Source organism: Sphingomonas sp. PAMC 26621 (genome assembly GCF_000251145.1).
Taxonomy (GTDB): domain Bacteria; phylum Pseudomonadota; class Alphaproteobacteria; order Sphingomonadales; family Sphingomonadaceae; genus Sphingomonas.
In genome coordinates, this window is record NZ_AIDW01000018.1 from 45928 (window position 1) to 68719 (window position 22792).

Consider the following 22792-nt stretch of genomic DNA (forward strand, 5'->3'; position numbering starts at 1 on the left):
GACCATGACCGCGCTCATCTTTCGCAAGCCAAAGCCCGTCGGCGGCCCGTTGGCGCCGGCAGCCGCCAATGGCGCGCCGCGGACCGGGATCATCGACATCGGGTCGAACTCGATCCGGCTGGTCGTCTATCAGGGGCCCGAACGGCTGCCCGCGACGCTGTTCAACGAAAAGGTGATGGCGGGGCTCGGGCGCGGACTGGCCGACACTGGCGCGATTGCGACCGAAGCGCTCAAGGTCGGTGCCGACGCGCTGGCGCGCTTCGCGGCGGTCGCGCGCGAGATGGAGGTCACGCGGCTGCGCACGGTCGCCACCGCCGCGGTCCGCGACGCGAGCAATGGCGCGGTGCTGCTGGACGCAGCGCGCGACCTCGGGCTCGACGTCGAGCTGTTGTCGGGCGAGCAGGAAGCAAGCGGCGCGGGGTACGGCGTGCTGTCCGCGATTCCCGAGGCGGACGGCATCGTCGGCGATCTGGGCGGCGGCAGCCTCGAACTGATCCGCGTCTCGAACGGCGAGGTGCGCGACCGCGTGTCGTTCCCGCTTGGCGTGCTCAGGATCGCGGCGATCCGGAACAAGGGGCCGGGCGCGTTACAGCGGGTGGTCGAGCACGCGCTGCGGACATCGGGCTGGCTGGGCAAGGGGAAGGGGCTGCCCTTGTACCTCGTCGGCGGGTCGTGGCGCGCGCTCGCGCGGCTCGACATGCACGTCAACAGCTATCCGCTCCCCGTGATCCACCAATATGCGATGCCGCGCAGCGCGATCGACCGGCTCGGGCGCACGATCAGCCATGTTAACAAGGCCTGGTTGCGCGCGGTGCCCGGCCTGTCCGCGGGGCGCGCGGCGACGCTGGGCGATGCCGACGCGCTGCTGGCGGTGCTGCTCAAGCATCTCGGCACGGAAACGACGATCGTCTCGGCGTTCGGATTGCGCGAGGGGCTGCTCTACGGGGCGCTCGACCCCGCGGTCCGGGCGCAGGACCCGCTGATCGTCGCGACTCGCGATGAAGGACAGCGCCACGGCCGGTTCGCCGAGCATGGCGATCTGCTCGACACTTGGATCGCTCCGTTGTTTCCGCGCGATGCGCCGGACATGGCGCGGTTGCGGCTGGCGGCCTGCCTGCTGGCGGACGTGGGCTGGCGCGCCAATCCCGAGTTCCGCGCCGAACGCGGCGTCGAGGTGGCGTTGCACGGCAATTGGGTCGCGGTCGATGCGCGGGGCCGCGCGGTGATGGCGCAGGCGTTGTTCACCAGCCTTGGCGGCGGGACCGAGACGCCAGCCCCGCTCGCGATGCTGGCGCCCGCGATCGATCTCAAGCGGGCGGTGCTGTGGGGCCTGGCGATGCGGCTTGGACAACGGATGAGCGGCGGTCTCGCCGGGCCATTGCAGCGCACCCGGCTGATCGATGACGGAAGCCTGCTGACGCTCAAGGTCGCGCCCGAGGACCGTGTTCTCTACAGCGAGACGGTCGAACGGCGGCACGGTGCGCTCGCGACCGCTTTGGGGCGCAAGGCTGCGGTCTGAATCAAGCGCAGCGGCCGTTCGCAGGACCGTATCTTGCTGAGGGATCCGCTGCGTCGCCCTGTCCCGGAATGGCACAACCGTTTGTTGCTATACGGAAACATACCCCATATGGATGAGACTGCATTCCGAGGGGGCTCGGGGCAAGGTTTGCAACAGGCAAGTCCGATACTTTGGGGAAGTTGGTATGGATTCGTCACAGCAGGGGCTGGTGTCGTCAGCCGTAATTGCCGAGCGCGACCCCGGAGGGGCGTTCCGGCTCCCCGCCGAGCTATCCATCATCGTTCCCACCTTCAACGAATCACGCAATGTCCCGCTGCTGGTCGAGGCGCTCCGCGCCGCGCTGGGTGATACCCGGTGGGAGGTGGTGTTCGTCGACGACAATTCTCCTGACGGCACCGCGGACCAGGCGCGAGCGCTTGCACTCGAGGATCCGCGGGTCCGCGTGGTCCACCGGTTCGACCGGCGTGGCCTCGCGTCGGCATGTGTCGAGGGCATCCTCGCGACAGCGGCTCCCTATGTCGCGGTGATGGATGGCGACATGCAACATGACGAGACGATCCTGCTCGACATGCTCGCGCGGATCCGGCGCGGCGATATCGATCTGGTCGTCGGCAGCCGCTATGTCGAGGGTGGCGGCATGGGCGACTGGAACAAGTGCCGGATCGCGATGAGCGAATTTGCGACGATGCTGGCCAACAAGCTGACCAAGACCGCGATCGGCGATCCGATGAGCGGGTTCTTCATGCTGACGCGCGCCGCTTTCATGGGCTCCTTGCCCGGGCTGTCGTCGGTCGGGTTCAAGATCCTGCTCGACATCGCCGCGTCGTCGCCGACGCCGCTGCGCGTTGCGGAAGTGCCGTTCACGTTTCGGACGCGGCAGCATGGCGAAAGCAAGCTCGACGGGCTGGTGCTGTGGGAATATCTCCAGTTGCTGCTCGACAAGGCGTTCGGCCACGTCGTGCCGATCCGCTTCGTCAGCTTTGCGCTGGTCGGCGGGTCTGGCGTGGTGGTCCATTTTTTCGTGCTCACGGTCGTGTTGCAGATCCTGCTGGCAGTGTTCGGTACCGCGGACGAAGCGCGCTGGTTTGCCGTGGGGCAGGCCGTGGCAACGCTGGTCGCGACGTCGAGCAACTTCTTCCTCAACAACATCCTGACCTACAGTGACCAGCGCCTGAAGGGGCAGCGGCTGTGGTGGGGCTGGCTGACGTTCAACCTTGTGTGCGGGGTTGGCCTGTTCGCCAACGTCGGCATCGCGCGCTGGCTGTACCAGCGGCACAATTATCTGATCCTTTCGGCACTTGCTGGGATCGCGGTGACGACCGTGTGGAATTACTCGATGTCGTCGATCTTCACCTGGCGGAAGCGCCTGTGAGCGGTGTGGCACCAGCGCCCCGGCAGGCGCGGGGGCGCTGGTTCGGGGCCGAGCAGGGGGTAGGCGTGGTGGCTATCATCCTGCTGCTAGCGGCGGCGTTGCGGTTCGGCCTTGCGAATTATTCGCTGTCGTTCGACGAATATGCATCGTTGTTCTTCGCACATCAGCCGTTCGCCCGGTTGTGGAGCAGCTGGATGGTTCGAGAGACCAATCCGGCCCTCTTCTACAGCATCCTACGGGGCTGGATCTTGCTGATCGGACAGATGGGGCCGGTAATGCTCCGCGTGCCGGCGATCATCGCCAGCCTGCTGACGATCGTTGTGACGTACCGCGGGCTTTCGCGGGTCTATGGGAAACAGGCCGCGACGGTCGCTGCGCTGCTGCTTGCGGTTTCTGCCCAGCAGATCTTCTACGCGCAACAGGTCCGGGGCTACAGTTTCTTTGCGCTCGCGATCACGTTTTCATTCTTCAGTTTGGTAAGCATCGTAACCGCCAATGATACCGGAAACCGCAGTCGGATCACGGCATGGCTGGGGTACGTCGGTGGGGCGGTTGCCGCGGTTTACTTTCATAGCACCGGGTTTCTATGGCTGCCGATCGCAACCGTCGGGCTGATGATTGCCGATCGCCGCTTCATACCGGTGCTCGGGCGGGACTGGCTTCGGCTGGCCGCCGCCGACGCTGCGATCGTGGTGGGCTCAGCATGGGCGATCTACATCGCTTACCATCAGATGCTGGCGCCCAACCCCAACATCGCCTGGCTGCATTATGCTGGGATCAGGGGATCAACGAAGCTTTTCTGGTACAGCACCCTGCTGGTGCGGGACCCGTCGCATTACCAGAGAACCGTCGCGGCGGTGATCCTGGGCGGTGCCTTATATGGGACAATTCGAACGTTCGATCGAAGCGCGACCAGACTGGCGGCGGCATGCGGCGTGATGGCGCTGGTGGTCTTTTTCGGGTTCAGTCTTAAACAGCCGGTTCTGGTCGAGCGTACGCTGGTATGGATCGCAGTGTTTCCAGTGACCCTGGTTTGCGCCGGATTGAGCACTATCCGCAAGCCGACGCTGTTCCTTGCGGCAAGTGGGCTGGTGACCGCGCTCGTCACGATCAACCTGGTCGTCACGTATCCCGATTTCGAAACCGAAGACTGGGTCGGCGGGTTGACCCGGGCATTGCGAAGCCCGAACAGCGCGATCGTCGTCAGCGGTGAAGGCGGTGCCGTCATCGCGGCGGAAGCCTGTAGCTGGATAACGTCCGGCCGGACCTGTCCGATCGCGATCGTAACCCTTCCGGGCCCGCCGTTGAACGCGTGGGCGACGGGGTACGGGCCTCGCACAGTCGCGACACGCAGCGGCCAACTGGCGTTGCCAGCGACAACGCAACTGTACTTTACCCAACGCTATACCGAGCAGCCGCTGGACGTGTTGCATAAAGCAGGGTTGCTGAATGAAATCCCGGGCGAGCCTGAATTCTTCATCGGTCCCTTCGGTCCGCCGGCCGTTGCCGAACTCCAGCGCGGCACCTGTGTTCGCGGTGGGCAGCTCCAGCTGTCCTGTTTGCGAACGCCGACGCGCTGAAGCTCCGCGTCAGGTCACGTCCTCGGTCCGCGTCATCTTAAGCTTGCCGCCGACCACCGCGAACGCGAGCCGCCCCTCGACCAGATCGAGCGCATCGCGCCCGAACTGGTCGAAGCGCCAGCCCTCGAGGATCGAGAGACCTTCGCGCTGACCCGCCGCCAGCGCATCGAGATCGTCGGTCCGCGCCAGCAAACGCGCGGCGACGTCGATTTCCTTCGAGCGGATCTTGAGCAACAGCTTGAGCAGGTCGGCAACGAGTGCGCCGTCCTTGCCCAGACCGGGCTTGCGATCGTCGCGCGCGGGCATTTCCTCCGCGTCCATCGGGGACGCATGTTCGAGCCGGACATCAGCCGGGCACCGATGTCGTTCTGCGCCCATGACGCCGAGAGCCCGCGGACCTTGGCGAGATCGGCCTGCTTGCGCGGGGCGTGCCCCGCGAGATCGGCGATCGTCTCGTCCTTGACGATCCGGCCGCGTGGCAGATCCTTCGACCGCGCCTCGATCTCGCGCCACCGCGCGAGCGCCTTGAGGCGGCCGAGCACGTCCGGCTTGCGACTCGGGATGCGGATCCTCTTCCACGCTTCCTCGGGGTCGTTCGCATAATTCTTGGGATCGCCGATCCGCTCCATCTCCTGGTCGAGCCAGGCGCCGCGCCCGGTCTTGCGCAGTCGCGCGAGCATCCGCGGGAAGATGTCGGCGAGATGCGTCACGTCGCCGATCGCATATTCGATCTGGCGCGCGTCGAGCGGGCGGCGGCTCCAGTCGGTGAAACGCGCGCCCTTGTCGATCGTCAGGCCGAGCCATGCGTCGACGAGGTTGGAATAGCCGATCTGCTCGCCCTGACCGAGCGCCATCGCCGCGACCTGCGTGTCGAACAGCGGGTAGGGGGTCTTGCCAGTGAGGTTGTAGATGATTTCGAGATCCTGCCCGCCGGCGTGGAAGACCTTGAGCACGTCGTCGTTGTTGACCATCAGCTGGAGCAGTGGCGCGAGGTCGAGCCCCGGCGCCATCGGGTCGATCGCGGCGGCCTCGTTGGTGTCGGCGATCTGGATCAGGCACAGTTCGGGCCAGAAGGTGTTCTCGCGCATGAACTCGGTATCGATGCAGACGAAGTCGGCCTCGGCCAGTCGGGTGCAGAGATTGGCGAGGGTGGCACTGTCGGTGATAAGCGGATGGATATGCATCACCCCCCCATAGCGACGGTCGCGCGCCTTGACAAAGGTGGGTGAGGGAGGGAAGCGCGGAGCATCCCTTTCACCCTTGTGGAGCGGGCGTCGTGCCCGGTTCGCGCGCGGCCCCGGCCCTGGCCGGGGTGACGCACATGAGAAGAAGAACGATGCACGCTTATCGCACGCACACCTGCGCCCAGATGCGCGCCGCCGACGTCGGCACCTCGGTCAAGCTGTCGGGCTGGATCCACCGCAAGCGCGACCACGGCAATCTGCTGTTCGTCGACCTGCGCGACCATTACGGTATCACGCAGATCGTCACCGACAGCGACAGCCCGACACATGCGATGCTCGACAAGGCGCGGCCCGAATCGGTCGTGACGGTGGTTGGCGACGTCGTCGCGCGCTCGCCCGAGACGGTGAACGCGGGTCTGCCGTCGGGCGAGGTCGAGCTGCGCGCACGGGAAGTGACCGTCCAGTCGTCCGCGCACGAGCTGCCGATGCCGGTGTTCGGCGAGAACGAATATCCCGAGGATATTCGCCTGCGCTACCGCTTCCTCGACCTGCGGCGCGAGCGGTTGCATGCCAACATCCTGCTGCGCTCGAACGTCATCGCGTCGCTGCGCAAGCGGATGATCGACCAGGGGTTCACCGAATTCCAGACGCCGATCCTGACCGCGTCGTCACCCGAAGGCGCGCGCGATTATCTGGTGCCGAGCCGGGTGCATCCGGGCAAGTTCTACGCACTCCCGCAGGCCCCGCAGATGTTCAAGCAGCTGCTGATGGTCGCAGGGTTCGATCGCTATTTTCAGATCGCACCGTGCTTCCGCGATGAGGATGCGCGTGCCGACCGGTCGCCGGGCGAATTCTACCAGCTCGATTTCGAGATGAGTTTCGTCACGCAGGACGACGTGTTCGCGGCGATCGAGCCGGTGCTCCACGGCGTGTTCGAGCAGTTCGCCGACTGGCAGGGCAAGGGACGCACCGTCTCGCCGCTGCCGTTCAAGCGGATTCCGTACCGCGAATCGATGCTTAAGTATGGCAACGACAAGCCCGACCTGCGCAACCCGATCGTCATCACCGACGTGTCCGAGCATTTCCGCGGCTCGGGCTTCGGGCGCTTTGCGTCGATGGTCGAGGGCGGGGACGTCGTCCGCGCGCTGGCGGCGCCGAACACGCATGAGAAGAGCCGCAAGTTCTTCGACGAGATGAACAGCTGGGCGCAGAGCGAAGGCTTCCCGGGTCTCGGCTATGCGACGCAGAAGGACGGCGTGTTTGGCGGGCCGATCGCCAACAACCACGGCCAGGATGGGATGAAGGCGATCGCCGAGGCGCTCGGGCTCGGGCCGAACGACGGCATCTTCTTCTCGGCGGGCAAGGAAGCGTCGGCGGCGAAGCTCGCGGGGCTCGCGCGGACGCGGGTTGCCGACCAGCTCGGGCTGATCGACGACAAGCGGTTCGAATTCTGCTGGATCGTCGATTTCCCGATGTTCGAATATGACGAGGACGCCAAGAAGGTCGACTTCAGCCACAACCCCTTCTCGATGCCGCAGGGCGAGATGGAAGCATTGGAGACGATGGACCCGCTCGATATCCTCGCCTTCCAGTACGACATCGTCTGCAACGGGATCGAGCTGTCGTCGGGTGCGATCCGGAACCACAAGCCCGAGATCATGTACAAGGCGTTCGAGATCGCCGGCTATACGCAGGCGGACGTCGACACGAACTTCGCGGGCATGATCAACGCGTTCAAGTGCGGCGCACCGCCACACGGGGGCTCCGCACCGGGCGTCGACCGGATCGTGATGCTGCTCGCGGACGAGCCCAACATCCGCGAGGTCATCACCTTCCCGATGACGCAGAAGGCCGAGGACCTGATGATGGGCGCGCCCAATTTCGCGACGCCCAAGCAGTTGAAGGAACTCAACCTCAAGGTCGTCGGTGACGGGGCGAAGGCGGCGGAAGCGGCCGGCTGAAACCCTTCCGATCGGTCTGCGGGATCGAATCGGGGTGACGGCGAGTATAGGAAGGCGGCATGATTGCCGCCCTCCCATCGACGAGGCCCGATCTGATGACGCTGCACCTTTCGGATTATGAAGACGGCAAGAAATATTCCGGCGACTATGAAGACGATCTGGACGCCCTGCAGGAGCGGCTGGCGCATATCCAGGTCGCGCATATCGTTCAGCGCAAGCGTGCGGTCGTGATGTTTGAAGGGTGGGACGCCGCGGGCAAGGGTGGGATCATCAAGCGGCTGTGTGCCGAATGGGATCCCCGCAACTTCGAGGTCTTCCCGATCAAGGCGCCGACGCAGGACGAACAGGACCATCATTTCCTGTGGCGATTCTGGCAGAAGCTCCCGCCTGCGGCAACATCGCGGTGTTCGACCGGAGCTGGTACGGGCGCGTGCTGGTCGAGCGTGTCGAGAGCTATGCCAGCAAGGCCGAGTGGAAGCAGGGCTTCGACGAGATCAATGCGTTCGAGGCGCAGCAGGCGGAGTCGGGAACGACGATCGTAAAGCTGTTCGTCCATGTGACCCAGAAGGAACAGGACAAGCGGCTCGAGGACCGGCTCGATTCGCCGTGGAAGCGCTGGAAGACCGGGATCGACGATTATCGCAATCGCGAGAAGCGCGCCGAGTATCTCGAAGCGATGCACGACATGTTCAAGCGCACCGATACGAAGGTCGCGCCGTGGACGATCATCGACGGCAACGACAAGAAGGCGGGGCGGATCGCCGCCCTTACGATGATTGCCAAGGCGCTCGAGGCGAATGTGGACATGACGCCGCCGCCGCTGGATGCGGAGATCGAGAAGGTGGCGCGCAAGGCGCTGGGGGAATAGCGGGGGTTTGGGCCGTGGGGGGCGTTCGTCTGTTTCAAAATTCTTCGCTTCACCGGCGAAGGCCGGGGCCCAAGCGTGGAACAGACGATATTCGGGCGGTGTGAATCGTTACATCCGTCCTCACCACTGGGCCCCGGCCTGCGCCGGGGAAGTGGAAGAAGGAGGGACCGCTTTCCGCCCTGTGCGCTTGCCCGTTGCCCGCTCAGATCCACAACAACATGATCGGCACCACCGTGCCGAGCGCCAGCAAGGTCAGCGAGACACGTCGCCCGCTCTTGATCGACAAGGCGATCATGACGCCGAGCACGGTCGACGCCGCCAGCGCGATCGAGAGCAACGCGACGAAGATCTTCAACGGCAGCGGCGAGGGGCGTTTTGCGTCGCTGGCAGGGCGTCTTTCCGGCTTCTCGCTGGCGACCGCCGGTCCAGCTGCCTTTGGCCGCTCGGCACGTGGCGCGCGTGGCGGCCCCTGGTCCTTGTGGACGCTGGCGAGCCAGACGATCCAGGTTGGCGGCTGACCGCCATAGCCCCCCGCCTCCTGCAACCGAAAGGTCTGCAGCGCGCCGCTGATGGCGAACAGCAGGATCATCGGCGCGAAGAACAGCCCCAGATACATGTGGTATCGCCGAAGGGCGCGCAGGGTGTTTGGTCTCATTGCGGGAGGGTACGGCCGGAACAGTTGACAGGCAACGGCTCTCCGTCAGGCAGCAGCGAAGCCCTCATCCTCGCCCATGACGTGCAGCACGCCATCCGCGATCGCGAAATAGGCGCCCCGGAGCGACAGCGTACCGGCGGCTTCCGCTGCCTGCACGAACGGGAAGGTTCGCAGGTTCGCGAGGCTGACGCGTACCGTTTCCAGCTCCAGCGCACGAACCGCCTCGGGTCCGGTGCCATGCTCGGCGACGATCCGATCGCGGGCTTCGCCGAGGATGTCGATCCAATGCGCGATGAAGCCGCCTTCGCCCGGCTCCTTGCCGTCGAACACCTCGGTCAGCGCGGCACCGACGCCGCCGCACGAGGCGTGACCCATCACGACGATCTCGGACACCTTGAGCTGAGTCACTGCGAATTCGAGGGCCGCCGAAACACCGTGGCGCGACCCGTCGCGCTCGAACGGCGGGACGAGGTTGGCAACGTTGCGGACGACGAAGATCTCGCCCGGCGACGTATCGAAGATCTGCGCCGGGTCGACCCGGCTGTCCGAGCAGGCGATCACCATCACCTTCGGGCTTTGCCCCTTGGACAATTCGGACCAACGATCGCGCTGACGCGCCCAGTCAGAGTCGCGGAAGCGGTGATACCCGCCGACGAGTTCGGAAAAATCAGCCATGACCGCTTTTTATCGCAGGCATGCAGGGGGTGGCAAGGCCCGCAAGCAATCGCTATCTGCCACCCATGACCGAGAACTCCCCGCTCGCACCCCAGTTGCTCTCAGAGTCGCCGGCCCGCCCGGCCCGTGAACGCAAGCCCGACTGGATCCGCGTCAAGGCCCCCGGCGGCACCGCCTTCGCCGAGACAAAGGCGCTGATGCGCCGCCTCAACCTCGCCACCGTGTGCGAGGAAGCGGCGTGCCCCAATATCGGGGAGTGCTGGACCAAGAAACACGCGACCGTGATGATCCTCGGCGACACCTGCACGCGCGCGTGCGCGTTCTGCAACGTCAAGACCGGCATGCCGCGCGCGGTCGACGCGCTCGAGCCGCAGCATACCGCCGATGCCGCCGCGGAGCTTGGCCTCGAGCATATCGTCATCACCTCGGTCGATCGCGACGATCTGCCGGACGGGGGCGCGTCGCAATTCGTCAAGGTGATCGAGGCACTGCGCCGCACCACGCCGAATACGACGATCGAGATCCTGACCCCCGATTTCCGCAACAAGACGCAGGCTGCGGTCGAGTCGATCGTCGCGGCGCGGCCGGATGTGTACAATCACAATCTCGAGACGGTGCCGCGGCTGTACCCGACGATCCGCCCGGGTGCGCGCTATTACGCGTCGCTGCGGCTACTCGAATCGGTCAAGCGGCACGATCCGTCGATCTTCACCAAGTCGGGCGTGATGCTCGGGCTCGGCGAGGAACGGCTCGAGGTGCATCAGGTGATGGACGACATGCGGTCGGCCGACATCGATTTCCTGACGATGGGGCAATATCTCCAGCCGACCCCTCGCCACACCAAGGTGATGGATTTCGTCAAGCCGCAGACGTTCGACGCGTTCGCCGCCATCGCACGCGCGAAGGGCTTCCTGCTCGTCGCGAGTTCGCCGCTGACCCGGTCGAGCTATCACGCCGGCGACGACTTTGCCCGCCTGCGCGCCGCGCGGGAGCTGAAGCTGGCCCGCGCCTGAGATGCCGCGTCATTCCGAAACGCGGCATCTGCCGTACACGCCCGAGCAGATGTTCGACATGGTCGCGGACGTCGGTCGCTATCCCGAGTTCCTGCCGTGGGTCTCGCAGATCCGCGTGCGGTCGCGCAGCGAGACGCAACTTGTCGCGGACATGATCGTCGGGTTCAAGGGCCTGCGCGAGACGTTCACGTCGAAGGTCGAGATGGTGCGGCCAGACCGCATCCACGTCGACTATCTTGATGGCCCGCTCAAATATCTGCGTAACGAATGGCTGTTCCGGCCCGAGCCGCAGGGGTGTGCGGTCGATTTCACGGTCGACTTCGCGTTCAAGAATCGCGTGTTCGAGATGCTCGCGGGACAGGTGTTCGGCACCGCGCTGCGCAAGATGATCGGCGCGTTCGAGGATCGCGCCAAGGTGCTTTACAGCGCTTCGTCACCGTCGCTCGGCGGCAGCAGCAGTTCGAGCGCGCACAGCGCGGCCTGAAGCCGGACGCCGCCGCGACCGAGATCGCCGAAATCCTTGCGGTCCGCAACGACGTTGCCGGGATCGGCCCCGCGCTCGGCGCGTGCGAAGACGACGGTGCCGACCGGTTTCTTTTCGGAGCCACCGCCGGGCCCCGCCACGCCGGTGATCGCCACAGCGATGTCAGCGCCGCTCGCCTCGAGCGCGCCCTGTGCCATGCTCCAGGCGGTTGCGACCGATACGGCGCCGAACGTCTCGATCACGTCCGCGCTCACGCGCAGCATCGAGAGCTTGGCGTCGTTGGAATAGGTGACGAAGCCGCATTCGAACATCTCGGACGATCCCGGGATTTCGGTCAGCGCCGCCGCGACCAGCCCGCCGGTGCAGCTCTCGGCCAGCGCAACGCGCCGCCCGACCGCGAGGTTGGCCTCGACCACCTTGCGTGCGGCCTCGACGAGTTCGGTAGGAAGGATCGTGTCCATCGTCATTTCGCCGTTTCAAAACAGACGGGCAGGTCGATCTTCTCGCCCCTGCGCGCCTTGGCCTGGATCGTGAGCAGCAGAATCTGCGCCGCCACGTCCGCCGTGTTGCGCGGCGGAAGCGGGGCGAGCGCAGTGTAGATCCGTTCGATCGACGTGCAATCACGGACATTGATCGTCTTGGTCACCTGCGCGACCAGAATCGTGGTCAGGAGCGGCCGGACGAGATCCGAGTCGAGCATCGCGGTCCCCTCGACCCCGCCGATCTTGCCGATCACGCGCTTCGCCTGCGGCCAGACGCGATCGGCCTCGCTGCGGTAGCGCGTCAGGAGCGCGCCATTGGTCTGGCGGATCGCGGCGGTCACTGGGAGCACGCGCGCGCAGACCTGCCCCGCCGCGCCGATCGCCTCGGGGAGAACGACCTGCGCGAGATCGGTCACTTCCGATGCGGTCAGGCAGGCGCCCGGCTGCGCCTGCGCGGCGCTGCTCGCGGTGGCAGCCAGCGCCAGCCATGTCGCCACGATCGCCCGCATCCTCATGCCGTCCGATCCTCCGGGACCCGCACCGTTGCCGCCGCCTGCGCCGCGATTCCTTCGCCGCGCCCGGTGAAGCCCAGCCGTTCGGTGGTGGTCGCCTTGATACTGACCTGGCCGGGCTTGAGCCGCAACAGGTCCGCGATCCGGTCGCGCATCGCGGTGCGGTACGGGCCGACCTTGGGTTCCTCGCAGATGAGCGTCAGGTCGATGAAGTCGATGATGCCCCCCTGGTCGGTGATGAGGCTCGCGGCATGCTGGAGGAACTGCGCAGAGTCCGCACCGCGCCACTGCGGATCGCTCGGCGGGAAGTGCGTGCCGATGTCTCCGGCTGCGATCGTACCGAGCAAGGCGTCGGTAATCGCGTGGAGCGCGACGTCGGCGTCGCTATGCCCGGACAGGCCCTTGTCGTGCGGGATCAGCACGCCGCCGAGCCACAATTCCTCGCCAACCTCGAGCCGGTGGACGTCGAAGCCGGTCGCCATGCGGGTGCGCAACGTGGTTTCGAGGCGCGCCTCGGCGGCGGCGAAATCGGCGGGGTGGGTAATCTTCTCGAGCATGGGATCTCCTTGGACCAAGGCGACGGTGCCACCCGCGAGGCGGACCATCTGGGCATCATCGGTGGGTTCGTCCCCGCGCCAGCCGCGATGCGCGGCGAGCACGACGGGATAACGGAACGCCTGTGGGGTCTGGATACGGTGCAACCCGTCGCGCGCGACCGTACCGCCAAGCAGCGTGCCGCTGAGCGCGGTATCGCGCGCGAGCGTGTCGGCGACGGGAAGGGCGGGGACTGAGCCGTCACGCGTCTCGAGCGCGGTGAGCAGCGCGTCGATGACGGTCGCGCTCAGGAACGGGCGGGCCGCGTCGTGGATCAGGACGTGGTCGGTCTGGCTGGTGAGCGCTTCGAGCCCGGCCAGCACCGAGCGCCGCCGCGTCGACCCGCCGATGACGAACTCGACGTCGCCAAGCGCGTCGTTCAGCGCCGCTTCCTGTCCAGCGCCGATCACCACCATCACGCGGTCGATCGCGGGGTGCCTCCGCAAGGCTTCATAACTGTGCGCCAGGATCGCGCGTCCGCCGAGCGGCATATATTGCTTGGGGACCGCACTTCCCGAGCGTGCGCCAGTCCCGGCGGCGACGATGATGGCGGCATTTGTGGTCGATGACATGCGGCGCGCCTAGCCCATGCCGCGCTGTCCCGCCAGCCTTGCCGCGCCGCGTCGTCCCGGCTATAGCCTGCCCGTTTTTAAGGCACATGCCTTCCCCCGAAAGATCAGGCTCCCGTGACCCCGCGCACGCTTTCCCCCTTGCAGATCGGCCCCGTGACGATCGCTTCCCCGGTCATCCTCGCGCCGATGACCGGCGTGACCGACATGCCGTTCCGCACTTTGGTCCGGCGCTACGGCTCGGGCCTCAACGTGACCGAAATGGTCGCGAGCCAGGCCGCGATCCGCGAGACGCGCCAGTCGATCCAGAAGGCGGCGTGGCATCCGATCGAGGATCCGGTGTCGATGCAGCTCGTCGGCTGCACCCCGTTCGAGATGGGCGAGGCCGCCAAGCTGAGCGAGGATCGCGGTGCCGCGATCGTCGACATCAACATGGGCTGCCCAGTCCGCAAGGTGACCAACGGCGACGCGGGCTCCGCGCTGATGCGCGACCTCGATCTCGCGGCGGCGATCATCAAGGGCGTGGTCGATGCCGTATCGGTGCCCGTCACGCTCAAGATGCGGATGGGGTGGGATCTCGACCGCCTCAACGCGCCCGAACTCGCGAAGATCGCGCAGGATCTCGGGTGCAAGCTGGTGACGGTCCACGGCCGCACGCGTAATCAGATGTACAAGGGCAATGCCGACTGGGCGTTCATCCGTCAGGTCAAGGAGGCCGTCACGATTCCGGTGATCGCCAATGGCGACATCTGTTCGATCGAGGATGCCGAGACCGCGCTCGAGCAATCGGGGGCGGATGGCGTGATGATCGGGCGGGGGGCGTACGGTCGCCCGTGGCTGCTCGGGCAGGTGATGGAGTGGTTCGCGCATGGGCGGCGGCGCGAAGACCCTTCGCTCGAGGAACAATATACCGTCATCGCAGAGCATTACGATGCGATGCTCACGCATTATGGCACCGAGACCGGGGTCAATATGGCGCGCAAGCACATCGGTTGGTACACCCGCGGGCTCCACGGCTCGGCCGAGTTCCGCAACAAGGTCAACCAGATCCCCGACCCGAAGGTGGTGCAGGCGATGCTCGCCGAATTCTACGCCCCGTGGCGCAGCCGCGCCGCCGCGTGACGGGCGCAGGGCCGGGGCCCGGCTTCGCCGAACTGTTCGCCGCGCTGCCGGTCGCGGTGCTGGTGGTCGACCCCGAGTCGCGGATCGTCCACGCCAATGCCGAATGCGAAACGCTGCTCAACCTGTCCGAGCGCGCGATGCTGGGGCAGCCGCTCGCCGCGGTGATGCAGGATCCGGGGGTCGACTATCCGCGCGACAATCACGGCCTGTCGGCGTTCGACACCGAGATCGCGCTGGCCCGTGGCGGCAGCGTGCGGGTCGATTATGTCGAGACACTGATCGCGGATCACCCCGGCTGGCGGACGATCACGCTCCACCATGCCGCCAATTCGCGGCGGCTCGGCCACAGCGCGGACCGTGCGGCAGCGGCGCGCGCCGCGATCGGCGCGGCGGCGATGCTCGCGCATGAGATCAAGAACCCACTGTCCGGCATCCGGGGGGCGGCGCAGCTTCTATCCAAGGGCAAGGGCGCGGCCGAGCTGACCACGCTGATCACGACCGAAGTGGACCGCGTCGCCGCGCTGATCGACCGGATGCAGGACTTTACCGACACCCGCCCACTCCATCTCGCGCCCGAAAACGTTTATCCGCTGCTCGATCATGCCCGCCGCGTCGCGCTCGCCGGGTTCGCGCAGCAGGTGAAGATCGAGGAACGCTTCGATCCGTCGCTCCCCACGGCACAACTTGACCGCGATTCGATTCTGCAGGTCGTGCTCAACCTGCTCAAGAATGCGTGCGAGGCGATGCGCGGCCAGGCGGACGCGCGAATCACGCTCGCCACTGCCTATCGCCACGGCATGGCGATCGCACCCGCCCCCGGGCGTCCACGCCAGCCGCTCCCGATCGAGATCTGCGTGATCGACAACGGCCCCGGCGCGCCGGCCGATATCGCGGACCACCTGTTCGACCCGTTCATCTCGGGCAAGCCGGAGGGGCAGGGGCTGGGCCTCGCGCTGGTCGACAAGCTGGTCCGCGACATGGGCGGGATCGTCCAATATGCGCGCGAGGGAACCCCGCCGATGACTGTCTTCCGCATCATGCTCCCGCGCGGCACCGCGTGACCCGCACCGGGCGGATCCTCGTGGTGGACGACGACGCGGCGATCCGCACCGTCGTCGGGCAGGCGCTGAAACGGGACGGCCACCGTGTCACGACCGCGGCGACGATTGCCGAGGCCGAAGTGCAGCTTGCCGGACGCGCCCCCGACGTCCTCGTCACCGATGTCGTCCTGCCCGACGGCAACGGGCTCGATCTGGTCGAACGCGTCGTCGCGAGCCATCCGGGGCTGCCCGTGATCGTCCTGTCCGCGCAGAACACGCTGACCACTGCAGTGCGATCGACCGAGGTCGGCGCGTTCGATTATCTGCCCAAGCCGTTCGACCTGGATGCGCTGTCGCAAAGCGTCCAGAGCGCGCTCGCGCGGGGATCGGGCGGGGTGTTCGAACCGAGCGACGAGGACGAGACCCTCCCGTTGATCGGGCGGTCGCCGGCGATGCAGGACGTCTACCGGATCATCGCGCGGGTCGTGTCGAACGATCTGACGGTCCTGGTGTCAGGCGAGTCGGGGACGGGCAAGGAACTGGTCGCGCGCGCGATCCATGATCTCGGCCCGCGCCGACGCGCGCCGTTCCTCGCGCTCAACATGGCTGCGATCCCGCGCGAGCTAATCGAGGCGGAGCTGTTCGGCCATGAACGTGGCGCGTTCACCGGCGCGCAGGCGCGGTCGGCCGGCCGGTTCGAGCAGGCAGCGGGGGGAACGCTGTTCCTCGACGAGATCGGCGACATGCCGATGGAAGCGCAGACCCGGTTGCTCCGCGTTCTCCAGTCGGGCGAATTCACGACGGTCGGCGGTGCTCGGACGATCCGCGCCGACGTCCGGATCGTCGCGGCGACCAATCGTGATCTCACCCAGCTCGTCGCCAACGGGCAGTTTCGCGAGGACCTGTTCTACCGGCTCAACGTCGTTCCCGTGACCTTGCCCGCGCTCCGCGCGCGGCGGCAGGACATTGCGCTGCTGGCGCGGCACTTCCTCGACCGTGCTGTGGAAGACGGGTTGCCGCGTAAGCAGTTGACGACCGATGCTGTGGCGGTGCTGGAAGCGCATGAGTGGCCCGGCAACGTCCGCGAGCTTGAGAACATGATGCGCCGTGTGTCGGTACTCGCGCGCGACGAACGGATCGACGGCGGCGAAGTACGCGCGATGCTGGGGGGCGTAGCGCCGCCCCGCCCGGTCGGCGACGCCGGGATCGAGGCCGCGATCCACGCCCGGATCGCGCGACTGGCGATCGAGGAGCCTGCGGCGCTCGACGATGGCACGCTGTACGACCGCATCATCGGCGAGGTCGAGCGTCCGCTGATCGAAGCGTTGCTGGCGCGCCACGGCAATAACCAGCTGCGCGCCGCCCGTGCGCTCGGAATCAACCGCAACACTTTGCGTAAGCGACTGGATGTGCTGGGGATTGAACCATAAGCTGCGATCGGTCGGATCGGCAATCCGATGGACCGAGACAAATACTGTGTTTTCTTAGCCACAATAGCGTTGTAGCAATGTCACGATGGAAGGCAGTACGCCCCCTTTGACACGTTCCGCCCCGTCGCTTCGCGCGCCGCTCAAAATTGTCCCGGCAATCGAGTTCCTTGTGCTGAGCGCGTTGGTCGCGATCGCGGTCGCGACCTATTTCGTCATCAGCACCGGTGCGGCCTCGCGCGCCTTGCTCAGTCCCGCGGTGATCGCCTTGCTGCTGGTCGCCAACCTGCTGCCGGCAGGCGCGTTGCTGGTGTTGCTCGGGCGGCGGATCGCGATGAAGCGCGCGGCGCGGTTGCCGATCGGCGGGCGCGCGCGCCTGCATGTCCAGCTCGTCGCGTTGTTCTCGGTGATCGCGGCGGTGCCGACGCTGTTCGTCGTCGTGTTCGCGTCGCTGCTGTTCCAGTACGGCGTGCAATTCTGGTATTCCGACCAGGCGCGCAGCATGATCGAGAACGCGACGGGGGTTGCGCGCACCTCCTACGACCAGATGTTGCGCCGCTGGCAGGATTCGGCGGTCCTCGCCGCAGCGGATATTTCCGACAACCTCCAGCAGAACCTCAAGTCCCCGCAATTCCCCGCTTATTTCTTCAACCAGATCTATCTGCGCGGCCTTTCCGACGGGTTTCTGTTCATCGCCGAGCCCAAGGGCGATTCGCGCGAGATCCTGCAGGTCAATCCGGACAAACTGGACTATCGGAACGAGGTTTCGCAGCCCGAGCTTGACCGGTTGCGGCGCGGCACCCCCAGCATCACCACGGTGAAGGGCAATCTCATCGAAACGGTCACGTTGGTGCCCGGCACGACCAACGTGTTCCTCCTGACGGTTGCGCGATCAGACGTCCATGTGATGGAGGCGCAGTCGAAGCGCAGCATCGCGGTGCTTTCGAGCTACCGCGATCTGATCGCCAAATCGCGATCCCTCCAATTGAAATTCAACGCTGCCTTGCTCGCCATGTCGCTGCTGATCATCGCGATCGCGGTGTGGATCGCGCTCGAGGTCGCGGATCGGCTGGTGCGGCCGGTCGGCGCGCTGGTCGCGGCGGCGCACAAGGTGGCGACCGGGGACCTGTCCGCGCGCGTTCCCGAAACGCGTGTTCAGGACGAACTCGGCACGCTCGGCAGCGCGTTCAACCAGATGACCGAACGCCTGGAAGCGCAGACCGGCGCGCTGGAAAGCCGCCGCGCGCTGATCGAGGCGGTGATGTCGGGCGTCACCGCGGGCGTAATCTCGGTTTCGCCCGATGGCATGATCCGGCTGATCAACCGCTCGGCGATCTCGCTGCTCGAAAGCCCGGATGAAATGCTGGTCGGCAAGCCGCTGAGCACGATTTCCCCCGAGCTTGCCGCGCTGATCGAACGCGACGAGCGCGATGCGATCGTCGAACTGGGGCAGGGCAACGAAATGCGGACGCTCGCGGTCAAGGTAACTCGCGCCGCGGAGGGGCCGATCCTGACGTTCGATGACATCACCGGACAATTGCTCGACCAGCGCCGCGCCGCCTGGTCGGACGTCGCGCGCCGGATCGCGCACGAGATCAAGAACCCGTTGACCCCGATCCAGCTCGCCGCCGAACGGCTGCAGCGCCGCTATGGCAAGCAGATCGACCCCGAGGACACGACCTTCGCCCGGCTGACCGACACGATCGTCCGACAGGTCGGCGATCTGCGCCGCATGGTCGACGAGTTTTCCTCGTTCGCGCGGATGCCCAAGCCGGTGTTCCGGGAGGAATCGCTGGTCGATCTCGCCCGCCAGACACTGTTCCTCCACGAGGTCGCGCATCCGGGCATCACCTTCGCGCTCGACTCCGCCGACCCCGCGCCGATGCTAATTTGTGACCGGCGCCAGATCGGCCAGGCGTTGACCAACATCGTCAAGAATGCGGTCGAGGCGATCGAGGCCAATGCCGGTGCCGAAGCTGCGCAGATCGTGATGGCGATCGAACCGGGCGACGGCAGGATCGTGCTGACCGTCGCGGACACCGGAATCGGCCTGCCTGCCGCGCGCGACCGGATCGTCGAGCCCTATGTCACCACCCGCGCGCGCGGGACCGGGCTCGGGCTCGCGATCGTCAAGAAGATCGTCGAGGAACATTGCGGCACGATCACCTTCGCCGACCGGCCGGGGGGCGGGACGATCGTGACTTTGTGCTTCGATACTGAACAGCTCGCCAAGCTCGATGGCGGCGACGATGCCATTACGCCAATGTCCAACAGCGCGCCTGCCGCGCCAGTCCTCGTACAGAACCGGACCTGAACCATGCCCCTCGACATCCTCGTCGTCGATGACGAACGCGATATCCGTGATCTAGTAGCCGGCGTCCTCGAGGACGAAGGCTATGACGCGCGGGTGGCCGGCGATAGCGATTCCGCGCTGGAAGCGATTTCGGTGCGGCGGCCGTCGCTGGTGTTGCTCGACGTGTGGCTGCACGGGTCGCGGCTCGACGGGCTCGAACTGCTTGACGAGATCAAGCGGCGCGATCCGTCGATCCCGGTGCTGATGATCTCGGGCCACGGCAATCTCGATACCGCGGTCGCGGCGATCCGGCGCGGTGCCGCCGATTTCATCGAAAAGCCGTTCGAGGCGGAACGCCTGTTGCTGATGGTCGCGCGCGCGACCGAGACCGAACGGCTTCGTGCCGAGGTGGCGAGTCTCCGCGCGAGCGTCGGGCGCGACAACGACCTGACCGGCAGCTCTACCGCGATCAACGGCGTCCGCGCGACGTTGAAGCGCGTGGCGTCGACCGGAAGCCGCGTGCTGATCATGGGCGGCGCGGGTGTCGGCAAGGAAGTCGCCGCGCGGCTGTTGCACGGCTGGAGCCAGCGCGCGACCGCGCCGTTCGTCGTCGTCAGCGCGGCACGGATGACGCCCGAGCGGGTCGAGGAAGAACTGTTCGGCGTGGAGGAGGGGGGGCAACTCGTCCGCTCCGGGCTGCTCGAACAGGCGCATGGCGGGACGTTGTTCCTCGACGAGATCGCCGACATGCCGCTGACGACGCAGGGGCGGATCCTGCGCGTGCTGACCGAGCAGGCGTTCAACCGCGTCGGCGGGCAGCGGGTGGTGAAGGTCGACGTCCGCGTCGTCTCGGCGACCGCGCGCGATCTGACGCACGAAATCGAGCAGGGGCGGTTCCGCGAGGACCTGTATTACCGACTCAACGTCGTCCCCGTCACGCTCCCCAACCTGTCCGAGCGGCGCGAGGATATCCCGGTGCTGATCGACCATTTCATGGCGCATTATGCCTCCGAACGTCGCGTTGCCACGCCGCAGGTCGCGCCCGATGCGATGGTCGCGCTGCAATCCTACGAATGGCCCGGCAACGTCCGCCAGTTGCGGAACATCGTCGAGCGGACGATCATCATGGCACCGGGCGACCGGCTCGCGCGGATCGACGTCGACATGCTGCCGCCCGACATCCTCGGCGATCCCGGTGAAATGGGGAGCGGCGCGACCGCGATCATGGGCGCGCCGTTGCGGGAAGCGCGCGAGAGTTTCGAACGCGAGTATCTGCGGGTGCAGATCCGGCGGTTCTCCGGGAATATCTCGCGCACCGCCAACTTCATCGGGATGGAGCGCTCGGCGTTGCACCGCAAGCTCAAGCTGCTCGGGATCACCGAAGTCCGCGAAGACTAGGACGGTCCACCAGGGGAGGGCGGTGCCGTTGGCGTGCGAGCGTGACGGTCAGCGGGTTTTTGCGCGCTGACCGACTGCCGCCTGCCAGATAAAGTCGTTGCGTTCCAGTGGACGAAGCGCACCCGCATCCCTAGATTAGCAACTCCAGACTATCCGACGCCGGGCACCGGCGCGCCGCGGGCAAACCCGCCAAGAACAAGGATCGACCGATGGCCGACAAACAGACTTCGCTCCAGGACCTCTTTCTCAACGCGCTCCGCCGCACCAAGACGCCGATCACGATGTTTCTCGTCAAGGGCGTGAAACTGCAGGGGATCGTGACGTGGTTCGACAATTTCTCGGTGCTGTTGCGCCGCGACGGCCAGTCGCAGCTGATCTACAAGCACGCGATCTCGACGATCATGCCCGCGAACACGATCGACGTCGACGCGATCGTCAATGCGATTGGCGAGGCGCAGCGCAAGCAGCCGCTGTTGCAGGAGATCTTCCTCAACGCAGTGCGCAAGTCCGAGGACAGCGTGACGATGTTCCTGGTCAACGGCGTGATGCTCCAGGGGCAGATCGCCGCGTTCGACCTGTTCTGCATGATGCTCCAGCGCGATGGCATGGCGCAGCTTGTCTACAAGCATGCAGTGTCGACCATCCAGCCTGCGCATCCGCTTAATCTCGCTGATGAAACAGCGGGTTCCGACGAAGATTGAGGACCGTTTTTGACCACAGGATTTGAACGCGACCGCGACGACGTAGCGCGCGGTGCCAAGGCCATCGTCGTTTACCCTGACACGGGTGCTTCGTCGCGCGATGCCGATGCCCGGCTGGCGGAAACCGCCGGGCTTGCGATGGCGATCCACGTCGAGGTCGTCGACCGCGTCGCGGTCAAGGTGCGCGCGCTGCAGCCAGCGACGCTGATCGGCAAGGGCCAGCTCGAGGCGCTCGCCGCGACGGTGCGGATGGCGGAAGCCGAGCTCGTCGTGTTCGACGCGAGCCTGACTCCGGTGCAGCAGCGCAACCTCGAGAAGGCTCTCTCCGCCAAGGTGATCGACCGAACCGGACTGATCCTCGAGATCTTCGGCGAACGCGCCGCGACCGCCGAGGGGCGGTTGCAGGTCGAACTCGCGCATCTCGATTATCAGGCGGGGCGGCTCGTGCGGAGCTGGACCCACCTCGAACGCCAGCGCGGCGGGTTCGGCTTCCTCGGTGGTCCGGGTGAGACGCAGATCGAAGCGGATCGCCGCCTGATCCGCGACCGCATGGCACGGCTGAAGAAGGAACTCGAACAGGTCTCGCGCACCCGTGGGCTGCATCGCGATCGGCGCCAGCGTGCGCCGTGGCCGGTGATCGCGCTGGTCGGCTATACCAACGCGGGCAAATCCACGCTGTTCAACCGGATGACCGGTGCCGATGTGATGGCGGAGGATCTGCTGTTCGCGACACTCGACCCGACGTTGCGCCAGATCGCGCTGCCCGGGATCGACAAGGCGATCCTGTCGGACACGGTCGGGTTCGTCTCGGAACTGCCGACCCTGCTGGTCGCAGCGTTCAAGGCGACGCTCGAGGAAGTCGTGTCCGCCGACCTGCTGATCCACGTTCGCGACATCGCGCATCCCGACACGATCGCGCAGAAGGACGATGTCGAGGCGGTTCTCCGCGATATCGGCGTCGACGCGTCGGTCCCGCGGATCGAGGCCTGGAACAAGCTCGACCTGCTCGATGCAGACGAGCGCGCGGAAATGATCGGCGAGGCGGCGCGGCGCGAGGACGTCGTGGCGTTGTCGGCGCTGAGCGGGGAAGGGGTGGCGGACCTGCTCGATACCGTTGCGGGTCTGTTGACGGCAAGCCATCGCCAATATGCGATCACGCTCGATGCGGCGGACGGCGCAGGCGCGGCGTGGCTGCATGCGCATGGCGAGGTTTCGGCGCAGACGGTCGACGGTGATACGGCCGTTTACGAAGTGCGGATGGCCGAACGGGATTACGAACGGTTTTGCCAGCGCAACGACTGAAGCGGGAAACGTCTGGTTGCCCGTTTCGAAGGTAACGGGGA

Annotated in this window: 18 protein-coding genes and 2 pseudogenes; 14 read left to right on the forward strand and 6 right to left on the reverse strand. The window is 66.2% G+C overall.

Annotated features, from left to right (window positions below; all coding sequences use genetic code 11):
• The first annotated feature begins 4 nt into the window (after nt 1-4).
• From RI03_RS09640 to RI03_RS09650, 3 genes are all read left to right on the forward strand, one after another.
• Nucleotides 5-1519 carry a Ppx/GppA family phosphatase gene (locus RI03_RS09640; protein WP_170318368.1) on the forward strand — a complete coding sequence of 505 codons (1515 nt, stop codon included), beginning with the start codon at nt 5-7 and terminating at the stop codon, nt 1517-1519.
• A gap of 184 nt (nt 1520-1703) precedes the next feature.
• The gene (locus RI03_RS09645) at nt 1704-2891 is read left to right on the forward strand and encodes a glycosyltransferase (protein WP_010216977.1); all 1188 of its coding nucleotides are present in this window, start codon (nt 1704-1706) and stop codon (nt 2889-2891) included.
• A complete protein-coding gene (locus RI03_RS09650; RefSeq protein WP_138995646.1) occupies nt 2843-4471 on the forward strand; it encodes a glycosyltransferase family 39 protein in 1629 nt (542 codons plus the stop codon). Before RI03_RS09645 ends, RI03_RS09650 begins: the two co-directional genes overlap by 49 nt.
• A 9-nt stretch (nt 4472-4480) precedes the next feature.
• Here RI03_RS09650 and rnd read toward each other — a convergent pair.
• Nucleotides 4481-5655: pseudogene (rnd, locus tag RI03_RS09655) on the reverse strand (ribonuclease D).
• Between the two features lie 152 nt (nt 5656-5807).
• Between rnd and aspS the strand changes: the two are divergent.
• Entirely contained in the window at nt 5808-7616 is a 1809-nt protein-coding gene (aspS, locus tag RI03_RS09660; RefSeq protein ID WP_026046607.1) for an aspartate--tRNA ligase, read from the forward strand.
• A 95-nt stretch (nt 7617-7711) separates the two neighbouring features.
• Nucleotides 7712-8484 (forward strand): annotated as a pseudogene (locus RI03_RS09665) (polyphosphate kinase 2 family protein).
• Between the two features lie 202 nt (nt 8485-8686).
• Here RI03_RS09665 and RI03_RS09670 read toward each other — a convergent pair.
• Entirely contained in the window at nt 8687-9100 is a 414-nt protein-coding gene (locus RI03_RS09670) for a hypothetical protein (RefSeq protein WP_010216982.1), read from the reverse strand.
• A gap of 84 nt (nt 9101-9184) precedes the next feature.
• The gene (locus tag RI03_RS09675; protein ID WP_010163812.1) at nt 9185-9814 is read right to left on the reverse strand and encodes a carbonic anhydrase; all 630 of its coding nucleotides are present in this window, start codon (nt 9812-9814) and stop codon (nt 9185-9187) included.
• A gap of 65 nt (nt 9815-9879) precedes the next feature.
• Here RI03_RS09675 and lipA point away from each other — a divergent pair, with 65 nt between their 5' ends.
• Together lipA and RI03_RS09685 are read left to right on the forward strand one after the other, a co-directional pair.
• A complete protein-coding gene (gene lipA, locus RI03_RS09680; RefSeq protein WP_010163813.1) occupies nt 9880-10827 on the forward strand; it encodes a lipoyl synthase in 948 nt (315 codons plus the stop codon).
• Between the two features lies 1 nt (nt 10828).
• Nucleotides 10829-11311, forward strand: a complete 483-nt coding sequence (locus tag RI03_RS09685) for a type II toxin-antitoxin system RatA family toxin (RefSeq protein ID WP_010216985.1) — start codon at nt 10829-10831, stop codon at nt 11309-11311.
• On the opposite strand, the gene RI03_RS09690 is transcribed toward RI03_RS09685, so the two are convergent.
• The 3 genes from RI03_RS09690 to RI03_RS09700 are packed head-to-tail and all read right to left on the reverse strand — an operon-like array spanning nt 11248 to nt 13471.
• Nucleotides 11248-11772: a CinA family protein gene (locus tag RI03_RS09690; protein WP_443208553.1), complete on the reverse strand. Its 525-nt coding sequence runs from the start codon at nt 11770-11772 to the stop codon at nt 11248-11250. The two genes, RI03_RS09685 and RI03_RS09690, sit on opposite strands and share 64 nt — an antisense overlap.
• A 2-nt stretch (nt 11773-11774) precedes the next feature.
• A complete protein-coding gene (locus tag RI03_RS09695) occupies nt 11775-12308 on the reverse strand; it encodes a hypothetical protein (RefSeq protein ID WP_037515117.1) in 534 nt (177 codons plus the stop codon).
• Nucleotides 12305-13471: a bifunctional 2-C-methyl-D-erythritol 4-phosphate cytidylyltransferase/2-C-methyl-D-erythritol 2,4-cyclodiphosphate synthase gene (locus RI03_RS09700; protein ID WP_010216990.1), complete on the reverse strand. Its 1167-nt coding sequence runs from the start codon at nt 13469-13471 to the stop codon at nt 12305-12307. The genes RI03_RS09695 and RI03_RS09700 overlap by 4 nt, the downstream gene beginning before the upstream one ends.
• A gap of 114 nt (nt 13472-13585) precedes the next feature.
• On the opposite strand from RI03_RS09700, the gene dusB reads away from it, so the two are divergent.
• The 7 genes from dusB (at nt 13586) to hflX (ending at nt 22751) form a co-directional block, all read left to right on the forward strand.
• On the forward strand, nt 13586-14590 hold the full coding sequence (gene dusB / locus RI03_RS09705; RefSeq protein WP_010216991.1) for a tRNA dihydrouridine synthase DusB: 1005 nt from the start codon (nt 13586-13588) through the stop codon (nt 14588-14590).
• The gene (locus RI03_RS09710) at nt 14566-15651 is read left to right on the forward strand and encodes a two-component system sensor histidine kinase NtrB (protein WP_010216993.1); all 1086 of its coding nucleotides are present in this window, start codon (nt 14566-14568) and stop codon (nt 15649-15651) included. Before dusB ends, RI03_RS09710 begins: the two co-directional genes overlap by 25 nt.
• Nucleotides 15648-17060, forward strand: coding sequence for a nitrogen regulation protein NR(I) (ntrC, locus tag RI03_RS09715; protein WP_010216994.1), 1413 nt, complete (start codon nt 15648-15650; stop codon nt 17058-17060). Before RI03_RS09710 ends, ntrC begins: the two co-directional genes overlap by 4 nt.
• Nucleotides 17061-17166: 106 nt before the next feature.
• A complete protein-coding gene (locus RI03_RS09720) occupies nt 17167-19371 on the forward strand; it encodes a HAMP domain-containing histidine kinase (RefSeq protein WP_010216995.1) in 2205 nt (734 codons plus the stop codon).
• Nucleotides 19372-19374: 3 nt separating this feature from the next.
• Nucleotides 19375-20748 (forward strand): nitrogen assimilation response regulator NtrX, encoded by a 1374-nt coding sequence (gene ntrX, locus RI03_RS09725; protein ID WP_010163824.1) that lies wholly within the window; start codon nt 19375-19377, stop codon nt 20746-20748.
• 134 nt (nt 20749-20882) lie between these two features.
• Nucleotides 20883-21449, forward strand: a complete 567-nt coding sequence (hfq, locus tag RI03_RS09730; RefSeq protein WP_274517556.1) for an RNA chaperone Hfq — start codon at nt 20883-20885, stop codon at nt 21447-21449.
• A gap of 9 nt (nt 21450-21458) precedes the next feature.
• Nucleotides 21459-22751 (forward strand): GTPase HflX, encoded by a 1293-nt coding sequence (gene hflX / locus RI03_RS09735; protein WP_010216996.1) that lies wholly within the window; start codon nt 21459-21461, stop codon nt 22749-22751.
• Nucleotides 22752-22792 lie beyond the last annotated feature (41 nt).